At 71.4% G+C, this 18,275-nt stretch carries 15 protein-coding genes; 11 read left to right on the top strand and 4 right to left on the bottom strand.

Going from position 1 to position 18,275, the window contains the following annotated elements:
* The first annotated feature begins 222 nt into the window (after positions 1-222).
* The gene (gene smc, locus V6S67_RS10785; protein WP_334210247.1) at positions 223-3,870 is read left to right on the top strand and encodes a chromosome segregation protein SMC; all 3,648 of its coding nucleotides are present in this window, start codon (positions 223-225) and stop codon (positions 3,868-3,870) included.
* On the opposite strand, the gene V6S67_RS10780 is transcribed toward smc, so the two are convergent.
* Complete coding sequence (locus V6S67_RS10780; protein WP_334210246.1) at positions 3,863-5,131, bottom strand: MFS transporter; 1,269 nt, start codon at positions 5,129-5,131, stop codon at positions 3,863-3,865. The two genes, smc and V6S67_RS10780, sit on opposite strands and share 8 nt — an antisense overlap.
* A gap of 64 nt (positions 5,132-5,195) precedes the next feature.
* Between V6S67_RS10780 and ftsY the strand changes: the two genes are divergently transcribed.
* From ftsY to V6S67_RS10765, 3 genes are all read left to right on the top strand, one after another.
* Positions 5,196-6,389 (top strand): signal recognition particle-docking protein FtsY, encoded by a 1,194-nt coding sequence (ftsY, locus tag V6S67_RS10775; protein WP_334210245.1) that lies wholly within the window; start codon positions 5,196-5,198, stop codon positions 6,387-6,389.
* A 209-nt stretch (positions 6,390-6,598) separates the two neighbouring features.
* Positions 6,599-7,927, top strand: coding sequence for an ammonium transporter (locus V6S67_RS10770; RefSeq protein ID WP_334210244.1), 1,329 nt, complete (start codon positions 6,599-6,601; stop codon positions 7,925-7,927).
* The gene (locus V6S67_RS10765; protein ID WP_043445797.1) at positions 7,924-8,262 is read left to right on the top strand and encodes a P-II family nitrogen regulator; all 339 of its coding nucleotides are present in this window, start codon (positions 7,924-7,926) and stop codon (positions 8,260-8,262) included. Before V6S67_RS10770 ends, V6S67_RS10765 begins: the two co-directional genes overlap by 4 nt.
* Positions 8,263-8,432: 170 nt before the next feature.
* On the opposite strand, the gene V6S67_RS10760 is transcribed toward V6S67_RS10765, so the two are convergent.
* On the bottom strand, positions 8,433-9,425 hold the full coding sequence (locus tag V6S67_RS10760) for a hypothetical protein (protein ID WP_334210243.1): 993 nt from the start codon (positions 9,423-9,425) through the stop codon (positions 8,433-8,435).
* A gap of 491 nt (positions 9,426-9,916) precedes the next feature.
* On the bottom strand, positions 9,917-11,356 hold the full coding sequence (locus V6S67_RS10755; RefSeq protein WP_334210242.1) for a glucose-6-phosphate dehydrogenase: 1,440 nt from the start codon (positions 11,354-11,356) through the stop codon (positions 9,917-9,919).
* A 168-nt stretch (positions 11,357-11,524) separates the two neighbouring features.
* Here V6S67_RS10755 and ffh point away from each other — a divergent pair, with 168 nt between their 5' ends.
* The 3 genes from ffh to V6S67_RS10740 all read left to right on the top strand — a co-directional run bounded on the left by ffh (position 11,525) and on the right by V6S67_RS10740 (position 14,870).
* Positions 11,525-13,105: a signal recognition particle protein gene (ffh, locus tag V6S67_RS10750; protein ID WP_334210241.1), complete on the top strand. Its 1,581-nt coding sequence runs from the start codon at positions 11,525-11,527 to the stop codon at positions 13,103-13,105.
* 48 nt (positions 13,106-13,153) lie between these two features.
* Positions 13,154-13,861 carry an alpha/beta fold hydrolase gene (locus V6S67_RS10745; protein WP_334210240.1) on the top strand — a complete coding sequence of 236 codons (708 nt, stop codon included), beginning with the start codon at positions 13,154-13,156 and terminating at the stop codon, positions 13,859-13,861.
* Positions 13,862-13,982: 121 nt separating this feature from the next.
* Positions 13,983-14,870, top strand: a complete 888-nt coding sequence (locus tag V6S67_RS10740) for a VOC family protein (protein WP_334210239.1) — start codon at positions 13,983-13,985, stop codon at positions 14,868-14,870.
* Here V6S67_RS10740 and V6S67_RS10735 read toward each other — a convergent pair.
* On the bottom strand, positions 14,867-15,733 hold the full coding sequence (locus V6S67_RS10735) for a phytanoyl-CoA dioxygenase family protein (RefSeq protein ID WP_334210238.1): 867 nt from the start codon (positions 15,731-15,733) through the stop codon (positions 14,867-14,869). The two genes, V6S67_RS10740 and V6S67_RS10735, sit on opposite strands and share 4 nt — an antisense overlap.
* Before the next feature lie 268 nt (positions 15,734-16,001).
* Between V6S67_RS10735 and rpsP the strand changes: the two genes are divergently transcribed.
* The 4 genes from rpsP to trmD all read left to right on the top strand — a co-directional run bounded on the left by rpsP (position 16,002) and on the right by trmD (position 18,143).
* Entirely contained in the window at positions 16,002-16,406 is a 405-nt protein-coding gene (gene rpsP, locus V6S67_RS10730) for a 30S ribosomal protein S16 (protein WP_334210237.1), read from the top strand.
* 1 nt (position 16,407) lies between these two features.
* Positions 16,408-16,653, top strand: coding sequence for an RNA-binding protein (locus tag V6S67_RS10725; protein ID WP_104050540.1), 246 nt, complete (start codon positions 16,408-16,410; stop codon positions 16,651-16,653).
* Positions 16,654-16,785: 132 nt separating this feature from the next.
* Positions 16,786-17,352, top strand: a complete 567-nt coding sequence (gene rimM / locus V6S67_RS10720; protein ID WP_334210236.1) for a ribosome maturation factor RimM — start codon at positions 16,786-16,788, stop codon at positions 17,350-17,352.
* Positions 17,352-18,143 carry a tRNA (guanosine(37)-N1)-methyltransferase TrmD gene (trmD, locus tag V6S67_RS10715; protein WP_334210235.1) on the top strand — a complete coding sequence of 264 codons (792 nt, stop codon included), beginning with the start codon at positions 17,352-17,354 and terminating at the stop codon, positions 18,141-18,143. Before rimM ends, trmD begins: the two co-directional genes overlap by 1 nt.
* Positions 18,144-18,275 lie beyond the last annotated feature (132 nt).

Here is an 18,275-nt window from a genome sequence, read left to right as displayed (position 1 = left end):
ATGGATCGGCCTGGACGCTCTGAATACTGCTGAAACTTTTGTAAGCCTACTTCGCACTGCGGTGGCGGGTCACGTCGAATTCGGCCGGGCGTGCGGCCGGGACCTCCGATACGTCGCCTCCCACCGGCTCCGAGCGGTCCCCGCTCCGTGCCCGGTGCCCGGCACCGTCGGTGGGTTCCAGTAGATTAGGGAGGTCCTACACCACCTGGAGATCCTGACACCGTGCATCTGAAGAGTCTAACCGTGCGAGGGTTCAAGTCCTTCGCCTCGGCGACCACGTTCGACTTCGAACCCGGCGTCACCGCCGTCGTGGGGCCCAACGGCTCCGGCAAGTCGAACGTCGTGGACGCACTCGCCTGGGTGATGGGCGAGCAGGGCGCCAAGACACTGCGCGGCGGCAAGATGGAGGACGTCATCTTCGCAGGCACGTCCGGCGCGGCCGGCCGGGCCCCCCTGGGCAGGGCGCAGGTGTCGCTCACCATCGACAACAGCGACGGCGCCCTCCCCATCGAGTACACCGAGGTCACCATCAGCCGCACGCTCTTCAGGGCGGGCGGCTCGGAGTACGCGATCAACGGCAGGAGCTGCCGGCTGCTCGACATCCAGGAACTGCTCTCCGACTCCGGGCTGGGCCGGGAGATGCACGTCATCGTCGGGCAGGGCCAGCTCGACAGGGTGCTGCACGCCACACCCGAGGACCGGCGCGGCTTCGTCGAGGAGGCCGCCGGGATCCTGAAGCACCGCCGCCGCCGCGAGAAGACCGTCCGGAAGCTCGATGCCATGCAGGCGAACCTCGCGCGGCTCTCCGATCTCACCGCGGAGCTGCGTCGGCAGCTGACACCCCTCGGGAAGCAGGCCGAGGTGGCGCGCAGGGCCCAGCAGGTGCAGTTCGCCGTGCGGGACGCGCGCTCGCGCCTGCTCGCCGACGACCTCGTCACCCTGCGGGCGGGCCTCGCCCGCGACACCGCGGCCGAGGCGGCGCTGCAGGCGCGCCGCGAGGAGGTCGAGGCGGAGCTCGGGGCCGCCCAGGAACGCCAGGCGCACCTCGAGCAGGCCGCCGCCGCGTCCGTCCCGGCGCTCAACCGTGCCCGGGAGACGTGGTACGCGCTCTCGAGCGTCCGGGAGAAGCTCGCGGCACTCGCCGCGCGGGCGGAGGACCGGGGCCACCTCCTCGGGCAGGGCGGCGCCGAACCGGACCAGGGCCGCGATCCCGACCACCTGGACCGGCAGGCCGAGCGTGTCCGTACCGAGGTGGGGGTCCTGCAGGGGGAGGTCGCGTCGCTCGGCCGTGCCCTCGAGCACACCCTCGCTGCCCGCCGGGCGGCCGAGGAGGCCGCCTCCGCCGAGGACGCGCGGCTCGCGCGCCTGCTCCGGGCTGCGGCGGACCGGCGCGAGGGCGATGCACGGCTCGCGGGGACCGTGGGAGCGGCGCGCTCCCGCGTCGAGTCCGCCGTCGCCGAGCTCGGCCGCCTCCGCGCGTCGATCACCGCCGCCGAGGAACGGCGCCGGACCGCCGAACGGGACTTCGCGGCCCTCGAGACCCAGGTGGCCGGCGCCGAACTGGGGGAGGAGGGGCTCGACGCCGAGTACGAGGACGCCGCCGCCGTCCTGGCGGCCGCCACCGAGGAGCGGGAGGCGCTCGTCGGGGAGGAGCGTGCGGCCGACCGTGCGCGCGGCGCCCTCGCGGCCAGGCTCGAGGCGCAGCGGGAGGGCCTGCAGCAGCGGGACGGCTCGGCGGCACTCCTCGCCGCGGCGCTCGAGGGTGTGGGCCCGCCGCTCGCGCAGCTCCTCCACGTGGCGCCGGGCTTCGAGAAGGCCGTCGCCGCGGCACTCGCCCACGCCGCGGACGCCGTCACCGTCGACAGCGTCCCGGCTGCCGTCCGCGCCCTGGAGTTCCTCAAGCACGACGACGCCGGGCAGGTGTCGCTCGTCGTCGCACCCGGCGTCCCGGGGCACGAGCGCTCCTCCCGGCCCGGACCCGCGACAGCCCCTGCAGCCCCGGCAGCTCCGGCACCCACGACCAGGGACGCACCGGTACCTGCCCTCGCCGTCGTGGCCGTTCCGGCCGCTGCGCGCCCAGCCGTCGACGAGCTCCTGGCCGGTGTCATCGTCGTCGAGGACCTTGCCCTGGCCGCCCGCCTCGTGGAGGACGGGACGGCGTCCGTGGCCGTCACGCGTGACGGTGACCTGCTGTCCGACCACACCGCGCGCGGTGGGACGCCGGGGGCCGCCGGCTATCTCGAACTGCGGGCAGCGGCCGATCGGACGGAGGCGGACCTCGCGGAGGCCGCCGCCGCGGCCGAGCGCCTGCGGTTCCGGCTGTCCGCGGTGTCCGCACGCCGGGAGGGCGCCCAACAGCGCGTGGACGCGGCCCTGGAGCGCCTCCACGAATCCGACGCCCGCATGGCGGCGGGCGCCGAGAAGCTCGGCCAGCTGAACGCGACCCTCCGCTCGGCCGCCGGCGAGGCGGAGCGCCTCGCGGCCCTGGTGCGCGCCGCCGAGGCGAACCTCGTCCAGGAGGAGGCGAGACTCGAGGAGGCCGCCCGGCGCCTGCAGGACCTGCAGGAGCAGCCGGTCGAGGCCGAGCCCTCCACCGAGCAGCGCGATGCCCTGCAGCGCGCCGCCGTCGACGCCCGGCAGGCCGAACTCGAGGCCCGCCTGGCACTCCGCGGCCGGGAGGAGCAGCTCGCGGCGCTCACCAACCGCGCCGCATCGCTCGAGCGCGCCGCCCGGTCCGAGCGCCGCGCCCGGGAGCAAGCCGCCGAGAAGGCGAGGATCCGCGCGGCGCAGGCCCGCACGGCCGCTGCCGTCGCCACGGCCGCACGCCGGGCCGAGCACGCTGCAGCCTCCTCCGCGGCCGCGGCCGCCGAGCACCGTGACGCCGCCGAGCGCCTGCGCGACCAGCAGGACGCCGAACTCCGCCAGGTGCGCAGGGTCACCGCGGACCTCGCCGTCGAGCTCGCGCGGCTGACCGATTCCGTGCACCGCGACGAGATCGCCCGCACGCAGCAGCGGCTCAGGATCGAGGCCCTCGAGAACCGCGCCATCGAGGAGCTCGGACTGACCCCGGACCACCTCGTCGACGAGTTCGGCCCGCACCTGCCCGTACCCGCCGACGCGGTGCCGGAGGACAAGTGGGCCGCGCTGCGGGCACCCGTCGACGACGACGGCAACCCCGTGCCGGTGGGCGTGCCGTTCGTGCGCGAGCAGCAGGAGAAGCGGCTCCGGCGCGCCGAACGGGACCTGGCGGCCCTCGGCAAGGTGAATCCGCTGGCGCTCGAGGAGTTCGCCGCGCTCGAGGAGCGGCACCAGTTCCTCAGCGAGCAGCTGGCCGACCTCAAGGCCACCCGCAAGGACCTCCTGGACATCATCCGGGATGTCGACGAACGGGTGGAGCAGGTCTTCACCGCGGCCTACCGCGACACGGCCGAGCAGTTCGAGCGCGTCTTCGCGACGCTGTTCCCGGGCGGTGAGGGCCGGCTGGTCCTCACGGACCCCTCGGACATGCTCACCACGGGGATCGAGGTCGAGGCACGGCCGGCGGGCAAGAAGATCAAGCGGCTGTCCCTGCTCTCGGGCGGCGAGCGTTCCCTGACGGCGGTGGCACTCCTCGTCGCGATCTTCAAGGCGCGGCCCTCACCGTTCTACGTCATGGACGAGGTGGAGGCCGCCCTCGACGACACCAACCTGGGCCGCCTCCTCACGATCTTCCGGGAACTGCGGGAGTCCAGCCAGCTGATCATCATCACGCACCAGAAGCGCACCATGGAGGTGGCGGACGCGCTCTACGGCGTCACGATGCGCGGCGACGGCGTGTCCACCGTGATCAGCCAGCGCCTGGACGCGGCGATGGAACCGACCTTCAGCTAGCCGGGCCGTCCGGTGCCGGGCGTGCCGCCGCGGGAAGTGTCTCCCGCGCGGCGAGCCACACTCCCGCGGCGACGACGGCGAGGCCGCCGGTCACCACGAAGGCGAGGTCGTAGGAGCCGACGAAGAGCCGGTCGATGATGATGCCCGCCACGACGGGGCCGAAGATCGCCCCCAGGTCGGAGCTCATCTGGAAGCCGGCGAGCACCTTCCCGCCGCTGCGGCCGTTGCCGATGACGTCCGCGACGGCGGCCTGCTGCGCCGGATTCAGCAGGCCCGTCCCCACGCCGCCCACCACGCACACGGCGAGGAACACCACCACGTCCCCCGAGTACCCGAGTGCCGCCATCGCGGCGCCGTTGACCAGCAGCCCGGTGATCACGAGGGGCTTCCGGCCGACGGTGTCGGCCAGGCGTCCGGAGACGGTCAGGGCGAGCGCCGTGCCCGCGGCGAAGAACGCGAGGGAGATGCCGGCGATCTGCGGCCCGGCGCCCAGCACCGCGGCGGCGAACAGCGGCACGAGGGCCATGCGGATGCCGAACGAGGACCACCCGTTGGCGAAGCTGGACACGAGGGCCGCGCGGTAGGCGGAGTCCCTGACGGCGTCGCGGACGGTCAGGGGGGCGATGTCCCGGGCCGCCTGGCGGTCCGCGAGCGAGGTGCCCTTGAGCTGGAAGAAGACCACGGCCGACGCGACGAGGAGTGCCCCCGCGTAGACGAGGAACGGCACGCGCAGCCCGAACCCGGCGAGCAGCCCGCCGAGGATGGGGCCGCCGATGCTCCCGAGCAGGAAGGCGGTCGCGTAGGCTCCCGAGACACGCCCCCGGATGGACGGCGGCGCGAGCCGGACGATCAGGCCCATCGCCGACACCGTGAACATCGTCGACCCGATGCCGCCGAGGCCGCGGAAGACGAGGAGCTGCCAGTAGTCGCCGGCGAACGCGCAGGCCGCGGTGGACAGGGCGACGATGAGCAGGCCGACGATGTACACGGGACGCTCGCCGAGCCGCTCCACGAGCCACCCGCCCGCCGGCGCGAACACCAGCCGGGTGAAGGCGAACGCGCTGACGATCACCGAGGCCGCCGTGACCCCCACGTCGAAGCTCCGGGCGAACTGGGGGAGGATCGGGGCCACCAGGCCGAAGCCGATGGCGATGACGAATGCCGCCGCGATGAGCACCCTGATCTCGCGGGGGATCCGCTCGCGGTCCGCCTGCCCGGGTCGTTGCGGGGAAGGGGTGCGCGCGCGAGGGAATCCGGCCATGGTCCCTGAATTCTGTCACCCGCGCGCCGGGATGCTCAATCGGCCCGTATGAGAAGGTGGATCGGTGAACGAACTCCTCCTGCCTGTCATCTTCGTCATCCTCGCGATCGTCGTGATCGGGTCGGTCGCGACCCTCCTCGTCCGCGGCCGCCGCACGCCCCCGGGGCTCTACCCGTCGCCGCGCGATCCCGATGACCTGGAGTCCGGCGGCGCCCACGGCGCGACGTCCACCGACGTCCTCGACCGCCCGGACGGCGTGACCACCGATGTGCTGGTCCCCGACGACCTCAGCGGTCTCGACGAGGCGCCCGCCCTGCCGCAGTTCGACACGGTCGACCCCGTGCAGGGCCGGCTGGCCCGCCTGCGCGCCCGCCTCGTGCGGTCCAACAACGCCCTCGGCAAGGGGCTCCTCGCCCTGCTGTCCCGCGACCGGATCGACGAGGACGTCTGGGACGAGGTCGAGGAGACCCTCCTCCTGGCGGACCTCGGCACGGAGCCGACCATGGAGCTCGTCGACGCCCTGCGCGAGCGCGTCAAGGTGGCCGGCAGCCGTGATGCCGTGGAGGTCAGGAACATGCTCCGGGAGGAGCTCGTCAAACTGGTCGACCCGTCGATGGACCGCTCGCTCGCGACGCTGCGCCACGCCGACCGGCCCGCCATCGTGATGGTCGTCGGCGTCAACGGCGTCGGCAAGACCACCACCGTCGGGAAGCTGGCGCGGGTGCTCGTCGCCGACGACAAGGACGTCATCCTCGGGGCAGCGGACACCTTCCGCGCCGCCGCCGCCGAGCAGCTGGCCACGTGGGGGGCGCGCGTCGGCGTGCCGACGGTCAAGTCCGACGTCGACGGCGCCGACCCCGCGTCGGTCGCGTTCGAGGCCGTGAAGGCGGGCATCGAACAGGAGGTCGACGTCGTCCTGATCGACACCGCCGGGCGCCTGCAGAACAAGGTGGGCCTCATGGACGAGCTCGGCAAGGTCAAGCGCGTCATCGAGAAGCAGGGCACCGTCGACGAGGTCCTCCTGGTCCTCGACGCGACGACCGGGCAGAACGGCCTGAACCAGGCCCGCGTGTTCGCCGAGGTCGTGAACATCACCGGCATCGTCCTGACCAAGCTCGACGGGACGGCGAAGGGCGGCATCGTGGTCGCCATCCAGCGCAGCCTCGGCGTCCCGGTCAAGCTGATCGGCCTCGGCGAGGGCGCGGACGACCTCGCCCCGTTCGACGCCGAGGGCTTCGTCGACGCCCTGCTCGCCTAGGGGTCCGCAGGGTCTGTCGAGCGCCGCAGCGGCCGTGGACGGCCCCGCCGGCCGCCGCGAAACCTGACCGAAACATCCGTGTCACGTGTCTTTTACGCGGACCCGATCCCCGTAACCTGCGCGCAACACGACACCCAGCAGCCGGAAACACGTACAACGCATTCTGGAAGGGCGGGAAGTCCCCGCTCTCTTCGGAAGGACAGCGTTCGATGGATCTGACAGCAGGCCACGTCTGGGTGATGATCTCAGCCGCCCTCGTACTACTCATGACCCCCGGCCTCGCCTTCTTCTACGGCGGCATGACCCGCGCCAAGGCCGCCCTCAACATGATGATGATGAGCTTCATCGCCGTCGGACTCGTGGGGATCGTCTGGGTCCTCTGGGGCTACTCCATGACGGGCGGGGACGGCGTCGCGCAGCTCTTCGGCAACCCGTTCACCTCCTTCGGCCTGACGAACCTCATCGGCACCGAGGACCTCATCGGCGCCGGGTACGGTGCCACCTTCGCCATCATCACGGTGGCGCTCATCAGCGGCGCGATCGCCGACCGCGCCAAGTTCGGCGCCTGGACGCTCTTCGTGCCCCTCTGGGTCACGGCCGTGTACTGCCCCCTCGCCTTCATGGTGTGGGGCGGCGGGCTCCTCAGCGCCGACGGCGCCGTGGGTGGGGCCGTCGGCGAGGCCGTGGACTTCGCGGGCGGCACCGTGGTGCACATCAGCGCCGGTGTGGCGGCGCTCGTCCTCGCCCTGATCCTCGGCAAGCGCCAGGGCTTCGGCAAGGACCCCGCGCAGCGCCCCCACAACATCCCGTTCGTGATGCTCGGCGCGGCCCTGCTGTGGTTCGGCTGGTTCGGCTTCAACGGCGGCGCGGCGGGCTCCGCCGAGGAGGCCGGCCTCATCTGGGTCAACACCATGGCCGCTCCCGCCGCCGCGATGGTGGGCTGGCTCGTGACGGAACGCATCCGCGACGGCAGGCCGACCTCCCTCGGCGCAGCCTCCGGCATCGTCGCCGGCCTCGTGGCCATCACCCCCGCCTGCGCCAACGTCAGCCCGGTGGGCGCTGTCGGCCTCGGCATCGTCTCGGGTGCACTGTGCGCCCTCGCCGTCGGCATCAAGTACCGCCTGGGCTTCGACGACTCGCTCGACGTCGTCGCCGTCCACCTCGTCGCCGGGATCATCGGCACGCTGTCCCTCGGGTTCATCATGATCCCCGTGGACGGGGCCGGTGGACTGTTCTACGGCGCCGGCCCGGGCCAGCTCGTCGCCCAGGTCGTGGCGGCGGCGATCGCCATCGCCCTGTCCGCGGTCATGACCGCGATCATCGGCCTGGCCATCCACAAGACCATCGGCTTCCGCATCAGCTCCGACAGCGAGGTGTCCGGCGTCGACCTCTCGGAGCACGCCGAGACCGCCTACGAGTTCGGCGGGCTCGGGGTGGGTGGGTCCTTCCACCCCTTCGCCGAGCAGATGTTCGGGCAGCGGAAGTCAGCAGAGCCTCAGACCACCCAGCACAACGTCACGGAGGGCGTACATTCATGAAACTGGTCACAGCGATCGTCCGTCCCGACAAGCTCGACGGCGTCCGGGGAGCCCTCGAGAACTACGGCGTCCAGGGCCTCACGGTCAGCCAGGCCAGCGGCTACGGCCGCCAGCGCGGCCACACCGAGGTCTACCGGGGCGCCGAGTACACCGTGGATCTCCTGCAGAAGGCGCGCGTCGAGGTCCTCGTCGCGGACGCCTGGGTCACCGACATCGTCGACGTCCTCGTCTCCACCGCCAACACGGGCCGTGCAGGCGACGGCAAGGTATGGGTCATCCCGGTCGAGGAGGCCGTCCGCGTCCGCACCGGCGAGCGGGGGGAAGCAGCCCTCTAGGCCGGGGGCGTGCCCGAGAAACACTGCAGGACGCCCGGCCGGGTCCACCGGCCGGGCGTTCTGCGTCCGGCCTCCCGCCTTCGGCACGACGATGCAGCACACGGCGCGTCCGCTGAAGCGGTTCCGTGCTCGGTTTCCACGCCCCTGAGGGTGTTGTCAGCCTCGGCCGGTCAGTGGGTCTCCCTTTCGGCTGGCACGGCAGTGCCGCGACGGGCTCCACGAGCGATGACGACGAGTACCGCGACCGTCGCGGCAACGGCGAGTGACGCGCCTGCAGCCAGGGTGGGGCCGTCCGGGTTCACGATGGACTGGCCGCGGAGCGCCTGCCAGGTGACGATCACGACGAGCCCCAGGTACGAGACCGCAGAGATCCAGACGAGCCGCACGCGTAGGCGCACGTCACGCAGCAGGGTCAGCCGGCGGGACAGCAGTTCGAGAGCGATGAGCACGAGCGGGACAGCCTGCAGCGCATGCATCCCGACGAAGTGCGGTACGCGCAGATCACCGCCGACGGTGCTCCATCCGAGGATCGGCAGACCCGGTCCGCCGTCGGCGACGCCGACGGCGTGTGCTCCGGCGATGCCCTGGAAGTCCTTCAGCTGCGCTTCGGTGGGGTCGGTCATGAGGTAACCGAGTGCGAGCCCGAGCAGGCAGATCACTGCGCCCGAGCGGATGGCGACGGCGCGCGCGGGATCGCCGAGCCGGCTGAAAAACAGGAGTGCAGCGCCGACGAATGTGGCACCCCAGAGGATGCTGATTGATACGGCCATCACCGCCCACATGGTCGTGTTGAGCGGCGTCGAGACGTTGAAGTGGCTGGTTTGTCCGGAGGCGGCGGCCCAGACGATCACCACCATCTCGACGATGAGCGTTACGGCGATCACCGTCCCCGCGATCCATGCGATGCGCTGAGCGCGCTGCAACTGCCCGAGCAACCACGACCAGGTCACGGCATAGATGATGACGGAGAGGGAGAACTTCAGTGGCTTGTCCCACTGGTTGAGGCCCGTGATCTCCACAGGACTCACGAAGCGTGCGATGAGCGCGAAGACGGTGAGCAGAGCCATGATGGCGGCGAGTGCGAGCAGGGGTCGATTCCAGCGGATCGGCTGAGGCGCTGTGGTGAGCAGTGTCGGGGCCGTGCGGTCGAATGCGGTGGACATCGGTTCGGTCCTTCTGACGCGTGGTTCGACGAGTAACGCGGACACTCCGTAGCCTTCACGGCCGCAGCCGGCCTCGCACGGGTGTCCGCGGCCCTTCCCTGCGCTCGAGCGGCGGGGATCTCGTGACGGACCGCGCTCACTTCGCCTGCGCGCGACGCGGCGGCGGCTCGAAGGTCAGACGTGGTGGGCTGGTGCCCGTGAGGCCGAGGAGAACCCCGGGGAGGGGGGTCCGCAGCCCGAGTGAGCGGCATGGCGTCCTCCGCCACACCGTCGCTCGACAGTGCGCCGGCGGGAAGCCGGCACCCGGGGGCGTCGGTCCGGGGACCGACACGCCCAGGACGGACCGGGCCGTGCGCATTGGCGCGAGTCATTCGCTGTACACCAACGAATGACATCGGATTCTACGCTCGACGGCGGCGAATACAAGCGGCGAATACAAGGAACCCGGGAGGGGTCGGAGGCACCGCACCGCGGCCGGGAACGGTGTGCGGTCAGGCCCTACCGTGCGACGACGGCCAGGTGTCGGGGCCCGCGGATCCTGCGGTGTACTCCTCGAGGGGCACCCGGTCCTGCGCCCACGCCGTGAGGACGGGTTCCACGATCCGCCAGCAGTCCTCGGCGGTGTCGCCCCGGACGGAGAGGGTCGGGTCGCCCGCCAGGACGCCGTCGAGCACCTCGCCGTAGGGGAGCAGGTCCGATTCGTTGAGGTCGGCGCTGAGGGTGGCCCGGTCCAGCGAGAAGATGTCGCCGGGCCCGTTCACGTCGAGCTCCAGCTGCAGGGTGTCGGGCCCGAACCCGATGCGCAGCTTCGTCGGCGCGTCCTGGCCCGTGAAGCCCAGCGGCAGGTGGCTGACCGGCCGGAACGTGATGACCGCCTCCTTGCGCTTGACGCCGAGCGCCTTGCCGGAGCGCAGGACGAACGGGACGCCCGACCACCGCTCGTTGTTGATGGAGACCGTGACTTCCGCGAGCGTCTCGGTGCCCCTGGCGGGGTCCACGCCGGGCTCGTCGGCGTAGTCGACGATCGTCCGGTCTCCGATCGTGCCCGCCGTGTACCGTGCGCGGCGGCTGCTGCCCGGGGCGTCGAGGTCCACGGAGCTCGCCCGGAGGATCGACCCGATGTGGTCGCGCAGGTCCCGCTCGTGCAGGGTCGACGGCGCGTTGAGCGCCAGCAGCGCCATCACGTGGAGGAGGTGGCTCTGGATCATGTCGCGGAGGGCGCCTGCGCCGTCGTAGTAGCGGGCGCGGTTCTCGAGGGCGAGGTCCTCGTCGAAGATCACCTCGACCTTCTCGATGTGCAGGTTGTTCCACACCGGCTCCAGGATGCGGTTGGCGAACCGGAGGCCGAGGATGTTGAACACCGTCGCCTTGCCGAGGAAATGGTCCACCCGGTGGATGTTCTGCTCGGGGACGAGCTTCGAGAGCTTGCTGTTGAGGCGGTGCGCGCTGGCCTGGTCCGTGCCGAACGGCTTCTCCATCACCAGGCGCGTGCTCTTCGGCAGGGAATCCGGGCCCAGGGCGCTGCAGGCCATCTGGCTGACGGCGGGCGGCAGTGCGAAATAGATCGCCACCGGGCCCTCGAGGGTGCTGACGAGCGCGGCCAGGCCGTCCTGCGTGACGTCGATGAAGCGGTAGGAGCTGTCGTCCCGTACCTGCTGCAGCGAGGCGCGCCCGCGCTCGTCCGCCTTCTCCATGGCGGCGGCGAAGGCGCCGTCGAGGCGCTCACGCCACTGCTCGTCCGTCCAGTCGTCGGACCCGGCGCCCACGAGCCGCAGCCCGTCGGCGCGGCCGAGGCGGATGAGCCGTGCGAGACCCGGGAGGAGGAGCCGGCCCGTCAGGTCACCGGAGGCACCCAGGATCAGCAGCGTCCTCACGCGCGTCTCGGCGTCGGCGGGGATGGTGTCGTGTTCGGCGAGCAGTTCAGTGTCCACCTCTTCACCTTGCCACTTATCCCCGCGGGTGTCCTGCTCTCCGACGATGCGGGCGCAGTTGCGCCGGGCGGCCGACGGCGGCTCCGCGGGGTCGTCCTCCCGGCACCCCCAGTTGATACCCTAGGGAGTTGAGTCTCCATCCTTCCCGATGAAAGAAGTGCACGGCACGTGTTCAATTCACTCTCCGACCGGCTGACTGCGACCTTCAAGAACCTGCGCGGCAAGGGCCGCCTCACCGAGGCGGACATCGACGCGACGGTCCGCGAGATCAGGCGCGCCCTGCTCGACGCCGACGTCGCGGTGCCCGTGGTCCGCGCCTTCACGGCCGCGGTCAAGGAGCGCGCCCTCGGCCTCGAGGTCTCCCAGGCACTGAATCCGGGCCAGCAGGTCGTCAAGATCGTCAACGAGGAACTCGTGGGGATCCTCGGCGGGGAGACGCGCCGCCTCCGGCTCGCGAAGAACCCGCCGACGGTCATCATGCTCGCCGGCCTGCAGGGTGCGGGAAAGACCACCCTCGCCGGGAAGCTGTCCAAGTGGCTCAAGGGCCAGGGCCACAGCCCGCTGCTCGTCGCGTGCGACCTCCAGCGCCCCAACGCCGTCCGGCAGCTCCAGGTCAACGGTGAGCGAGCCGGCGTCCCCGTGTACGCCCCGCACCCCGGCGTCAGCTCAGAGTTCGAGGCGGCCACCGGCGACCCCGTCGCCGTCGCCCGCCAGGGTGTCGCCGAGGCCCGCGCCCGCCTCCACGACGTCGTCATCGTCGACACCGCCGGTCGCCTCGGCGTCGACGCCGAGCTCATGCAGCAGGCCGCGGATATCCGCGCCGCGATCAGCCCCGACGAGGTGCTGTTCGTCATCGACGCGATGATCGGCCAGGACGCCGTCAACACCGCGCTCGCCTTCAACGAGGGCGTGGACTTCACGGGCGTCGTGCTGACCAAGCTCGACGGCGACGCCCGCGGCGGTGCCGCCCTCTCGGTCGCCTCCGTCACGGGTAAGCCGGTCATGTTCGCCTCCACGGGTGAGGGACTGAACGACTTCGAGCTGTTCCACCCCGACAGGATGGCCTCGCGCATCCTCGACATGGGCGACATCCTGACCCTGATCGAGCAGGCCGAACAGTCCTGGGACAAGGACGAAGCTGCCCGGATGGCGAAGAAGTTCGCCGACCAGGAGGACTTCACCCTCGACGACTTCCTCGCCCAGATGCAGCAGATCCGCAACATGGGCTCCATGAAGAAGATGCTCATGATGATGCCGGGCGCGGCCAACATGCGGGAGCAGCTGGAGAACTTCGACGAGCGGGAGATCGACCGCGTGGAGGCGATCGTCCGCTCGATGACCCCGCACGAACGCCTCGCGCCGAAGATCATCAACGGCTCGCGCCGTGCGAGGATCGCCCGCGGTTCCGGCGTGCACGTGTCCGAGGTGAACGGGCTGCTGGAACGGTTCGGCCAAGCGCAGAAGATGATGCGGAAGATGGCCTCGGGCGGTGGCATCCCGGGGATGCCCGGCATGGCCGGACCCGGTGGCTTCGGGGGTCCGCGCAAGAAGGCGGCCGCTGCGAAGGGCAAGAAGAAGCCCCGCTCGGGCAATCCCGCGAAGGCCGCGCAGGAGCTGCAGGAAGCCGAGGCACGACGTGCGGCGGCCCGCACCGCCGCGCCCACCGGGGCCGCCTTCGGCGGTCAGCAGGATTTCGACCCGTCGGCCATGAACCTCCCCAAGGGCTTCGACAAGTTCCTCGGCAAGTAGCCCTCTCATGACGGACGGTGGTCCCCTGACGGAGGTCGGGGCACGGTGATGTCGCCCGAGCGCGTGGTGTTCGTCCACGGCAGCGGTTCCTTCGGTGCCGCTGCCTGGCCGCGCCAGCACGGGCTGTCCCTCGACCACGACTGCCTGTACGTCCGGAGGCACGGCTTCTCGGCGGTGGAGGAACCGCTCGCCACCGACCACGGCCGCGACCAGGCCATCATCGCCGAGGCCCTTGGCGGCGGAGGCCACCTCGTCGCGCATTCGCAGGGTGCCGTCCCGGCCATGATGCTCGCCGTCGAGCGCCCGGATCTCGTGCGCACGCTCACCCTCGTCGAGCCCGCCTGCCTGTCGCTGACGGCGGACCTCCCGGCGACCGCGGCGCACATCGCACGGATGGCACCCCTGTTCGCCGACCGGGCCGCCATGTCGGACGACGACTTCCTGCGGGCGTTCGTCCGCCGCGTTTTCGACGCTGACGCACGCATGCCCGTCACGCCCGAGGCGCGGCTCGATGCCGCCCGGCTGCGGCTCCAGAGCCCCCCGTGGGAGGCGCCCCTGTCGATCGTCCCCGGCGTGCCGACGCTCGTGCTCACGGGCGGGTGGGAGCCGCTGTACGAGGAGGTGGCCGAGTACCTCGCGGGCACCGGCGCCGTCCACCGCATCGCGCCGGGCGGCCACCGTCCGCACGACTCCGCGGAGGGCGCCGCGCTGATCCGCGCGTTCCTGGCCTCGGCGCGGCTGGACGCGGCAGCCTGAACCTCGCCGCATGGCGGACCACCGCCGCGCTGCCTGCCCGGCCGGACCGCGGCGGCCCGGGAATAACTTGAAGCTTCAACGAGTTGTGCCGGGTACCACCGACCGCACCCCGAGGAGTCGCATGTCCCCCCAGGATCTCCTGCCCGCCGCCACCGCCATGGGTCCGCTGACGCTGAAGGTCGGCGACCTGGCCTCCATGTCCGGCTACTACGCCACCGCCCTCGGCCTCGAGGTGCTCGTCGACGGCTCCGACGCCGTCGTCCTCGGCCGCCGGGGGAGCGCCGTGCTCCGCCTCGAGGAGGCACGCCACCTGCGGCTCCCGGGCCGCGGTGAGGCGGGCCTGTTCCACACCGCCCTGCTCTTCGCCGATCGCGCGGACCTCGCGGCCGCCGTCGCCTCCGCCGCCCGGCACCCGCAGAGCGCCTACGTGGGCAGCGCGGACCACCTCGTCAGTGAGGCGTTCTACTTCAGCGATCCCGAGGGCAACGGCATCGAACTCTACGTCGACCGGCCGCGCGGTACGTGGGGGTGGACGGAGGACGGGCGCGGCAACCGCGAGGTGACGATGGGGAGCCTGCCCCTGCCGCCGCGGGAGTACATCAGCACGCACCTCACCGAGGCCGCTGCGTCCTCGCCGGAGTCCGGCAGTGCGACGGTGGGGCACGTGCACCTCCAGGTGGGCGACGTCGACACCGCCCGCCGCTTCTACGTCGACGTCCTCGGCTTCGAGCGCACGGCGGGCTGGCACGACCAGGCCCTGTTCGTCTCGGCCGGCGGGTACCACCACCACATGGCCATGAACGTCTGGAACAGCAGGGACGCCGGACCGCGGAAGGACACCCTCGGCCTCGGCGAGGTCCTCATCCGCGTCCCGGCGGCCGACGAGGTGGCAGCCCTCGCCGACCGCCTCGCCTCCGCCGGGATCGGAAGCCACCACACGGGGGCCGAACTGCGCTTCGAGGACCCGTGGCGCAACCGCCTGAGGGTGGAGGTCGCGGACCGCGCCTAGGCCTCGCCCATCATCAGGCCCTCGATCGAGTGCTTCTGGGTGATCGGGGTCAGCGTCTCGACCACCGGGCAGCCGAGGTGGTCCCGCACGCGCTGGGGCAGCGACTCGTAGAACCCGCGGGTGACCGCCATGTCGTGGTGCTCGGCGTTGCCCGCCCCCGGGGCGTCGACGCCGAGCACGAGGACGGGCCGGGACTTCTGCGACTCGTTGCGGGTTCCCCGGTGGATCGTGAGGGCCGAGCGTGCCGAGATGTCACCCATCTGCGGGAACTTCCGCTGCGCCAGCGACTCGTAGCGCGGGTACGCGCCCTTCGGCGGGAACATCTCGTGGTCGAAGCCCTCGGGGAGGTCCCACTGGGTGGTCGGCGCGACCTCGAAGGGGCCCATGTCCTGCTCGGTGTCGACGGCGGTCACGTTGAACGCCAGCGACGTCAGGCGGCGGTTCGTGCGGGTCTCGTCGGGCATCGGGAAGTCCCTGTGCCACGGCTGGTTCACGGCACCGACACCCGGCACGTCGAAGCCCAGTTCCACGATCTGGTAGTCCGGACCGAGCACCGACTCGCAGACCATGCGGACCCAGGGGTGGTCCACCAGTTCGAGCCAGCCCCTCAGCTGCTCGGGGTGGATCTCGACGTAGTAGCGCTTCGGGCCCCGTCCCACGGCGCCGTTCGGCCGCGACAGGGCCTCCTCGAACGCCACGTCGATGTCCTCGCGCAGCTGTTCGGCCCATGCGCGGGAGAAGGCCTGCTTCTTCGCGATGATGCCCTCCGTGTAGATGCCGGTGACCGCGGCGGCGACTTCCTCGTCCGCGCCCTCCGGGATGGGGATCTCGATACCCTCGAGCGTCCGTGTCACGTCGGTCATGGTGTTTCCTGTTCTCCTGCTCATGGGGGATGGGTGGCGTCGGATGCGCCCGGATCCAGGCGCTCGCGGTGCTCCCCGTCGGGAGGCCGCGCACAGTGTGCCTGAATCGCCTAATTTACGCCTGTCTGGCACAATGGACTCGTACTCGATCCGTGCAGCCCCTCTCTCTGTGCGTGAATTGTGTCCTTTGAACCCCTCTGAATGGCCCGCCCCACGGGAGCAGGACGACGGGTTCGCCCCTTTTCATTTACAAGGAGTGACCACACAAGTGGCCGTAAAGATTCGCCTCAAGCGCATGGGCAAGATCCGCGCACCGTTCTACCGTGTCGTCGTCATGGATGCACGCTCCAAGCGTGACGGCCGTGCCCTCGAAGAGATCGGCAAGTACAACCCGACCGAGGAGCCCTCGTTCATCGAGATCAACTCCGAGCGTGCCCAGTACTGGCTGGGAGTCGGCGCCCAGCCGACCGAGCAGGTCTCCGTCCTGCTCAAGATCACGGGCGACTGGCAGAAGTTCAAGGGACTCAAGGGCCAGGAAGGCACCCTGAGGACCAAGGCGGCCAAGGAGTCGTTCGTCGCCCCCGAGAAGGGTTCCGTCATCGTCCCCGAGGCGATCACGCCGAAGGCGAAGAAGAACGACGACGCCGCCACGGAAGCAACCGAGGCGGAGTAGGTTGCTCGCCGAAGCTCTGGAGCACCTCGTCCGCGGCATCGTCGACAACCCGGACGACGTCCGGGTCTCCGCGAAGAACAACCGTCGCGGCGAGACGCTCGAGGTGCGCGTGCACCAGGAGGACCTCGGCCGCGTGATCGGCCGCCAGGGGCGCACCGCCCGCGCACTGCGCACGGTGGTCGCCGCCCTCGCGAACGGTGAGCCGGTGCGCGTCGACGTCGTCGACACCGACCGCCGCCGGGGCTGACCCTCCCAGAGCCAGGCACGAACCGAATCGGCCCCATCACCAGGACATGGTGATGGGGCCGATCTCATGGAACACCCGAACCACCCCGGTCCACCCCGGTCCACCCCCCGACGCGACAGCAGGAGCACCACCATGGACGTACTCGTAGCGAGGATCGGCAAGCCGCACGGCATCCGGGGCGAGGTGACCGTCCAGCTGTTCACCGACGCACCCGAGGACCGGTTCGACGCCGGCGAGACCTTCCGCGTGGAGGGCGCCGTCGTCACGGAGCTCACCGTGGTCCGCGCGCGCTGGAACAAGGACATCCTGATCGTCGGCTTCGAGCAGGTCGCCGACCGCAACCAGGCCGAGACGCTGCGCGGAGCCCAGCTGTTCATCGACACCACCGAGTCCGACGACGAGGACGACGCCTGGTACGAGCACGAGCTCGTGGGCCTCGACGTGCGCGTGGACGGACGGTCCGTGGGCAGGGTGGCCGGGCTGCGGACCATGGCCGTGCAGGACCTCCTGGTGGTCGAGCTCGCCGACGGGCACGAGGCCCTCGTGCCGTTCGTGGGCGAGATCGTCCCGGAGGTCGACCCGGAGGCGGGCTTCGTGACCGTCGTGCCGCCCGCGGGACTGTTCGACCTCAACACCCCCGGGTCCAACCAGGCGCCGGACGACGGCGACGACGTCGCGTCCGGTGAGGCCCGCGACTAGTGCGCATCGACGTCGTCTCCATCTTCCCGGAGTACCTCGCCGCCCTCGACCTGTCCCTGATCGGCAAGGCGCGGCAGGACGGTGTGCTCGACGTGCGCGTCCACGACCTCCGTGCCTTCACGACGGACCGGCACCGGACGGTGGACGACACCCCCTACGGCGGCGGCGCCGGCATGGTGATGAAGGCCGAGCCGTGGGCCCTGGCCCTCGAGGCCGTCCTGGCCGAGGCACCCGCGGCCCCGCGGCGTCCCACGCTCGTGGTCCCCTCGCCCGCCGGGGCGGTGTTCGACCAGGCCATGGCCCACGAGTTCGCGGACCTCGACCACCTCGTCTTCGCGTGCGGGAGGTACGAGGGGATCGACGAACGCGCCATCGACTGGGCGCGCGCGGAGTTCGACGTCCGGCCGGTCTCCCTCGGCGACTACGTCCTCAACGGCGGGGAAGTGGCCGTGCTCGCCATGGTCGAGGCCGTGGGCCGGCTCATCCCCGGCGTCGTCGGCAACCCCGAGTCGCTCGTCGAGGAGTCCCACGCCGACGGGCTCCTCGAGTACCCGGTGTACACCAAGCCGTCCTCCTGGCGCGGACGGGACATCCCCGAGGTGCTGCTCAGCGGCAACCACGCGAGGATCGCCCAGTGGCGGCGCCTGGAGCAGTTCCACCGGACGGCCGACCGGCGGCCCGACCTGCTCGCCGCCGTCGACACGGCCGCACTGTCCAGGGCGGACCTCACGGCGCTCCGCGAGGCGGGGTTCGACGTCGTCGACGGCCGGCTCACGCGGACCGCGCATTAGCGGTTGACGCCGCTGCTGTGGAATAATCGGAGATTGTGCCCACTGGGCCGGACCCTGCCACAGGGGGTGTCCGGCCAACAGTTAGCGCGCACCGGCCGCCGACTCTCCGGATCGGCCGGGAAACCTGCTTCG

It is taken from the genome of Arthrobacter sp. Soc17.1.1.1, assembly GCF_036867195.1.
Classification (GTDB): Bacteria; Actinomycetota; Actinomycetes; order Actinomycetales; family Micrococcaceae; genus Arthrobacter_D.
This window is presented reverse-complemented; position numbering and strand designations above follow the sequence as displayed.

What these genes read in the sequence shown, in the direction of transcription:
- V6S67_RS10780 (WP_334210246.1), bottom strand. Translation starts at nt 5,131, where the DNA reads ATGGCCGGATTCCCTCGCGCGCGCACCCCTTCCCCGCAACGACCCGGG.
- V6S67_RS10770 (WP_334210244.1), top strand. Translation starts at nt 6,599, where the DNA reads ATGGATCTGACAGCAGGCCACGTCTGGGTGATGATCTCAGCCGCCCTC.
- V6S67_RS10765 (WP_043445797.1), top strand. Translation starts at nt 7,924, where the DNA reads ATGAAACTGGTCACAGCGATCGTCCGTCCCGACAAGCTCGACGGCGTC.
- V6S67_RS10760 (WP_334210243.1), bottom strand. Translation starts at nt 9,425, where the DNA reads ATGTCCACCGCATTCGACCGCACGGCCCCGACACTGCTCACCACAGCG.
- V6S67_RS10745 (WP_334210240.1), top strand. Translation starts at nt 13,154, where the DNA reads ATGTCGCCCGAGCGCGTGGTGTTCGTCCACGGCAGCGGTTCCTTCGGT.
- V6S67_RS10740 (WP_334210239.1), top strand. Translation starts at nt 13,983, where the DNA reads ATGTCCCCCCAGGATCTCCTGCCCGCCGCCACCGCCATGGGTCCGCTG.
- V6S67_RS10735 (WP_334210238.1), bottom strand. Translation starts at nt 15,733, where the DNA reads ATGACCGACGTGACACGGACGCTCGAGGGTATCGAGATCCCCATCCCG.
- rimM (WP_334210236.1), top strand. Translation starts at nt 16,786, where the DNA reads ATGGACGTACTCGTAGCGAGGATCGGCAAGCCGCACGGCATCCGGGGC.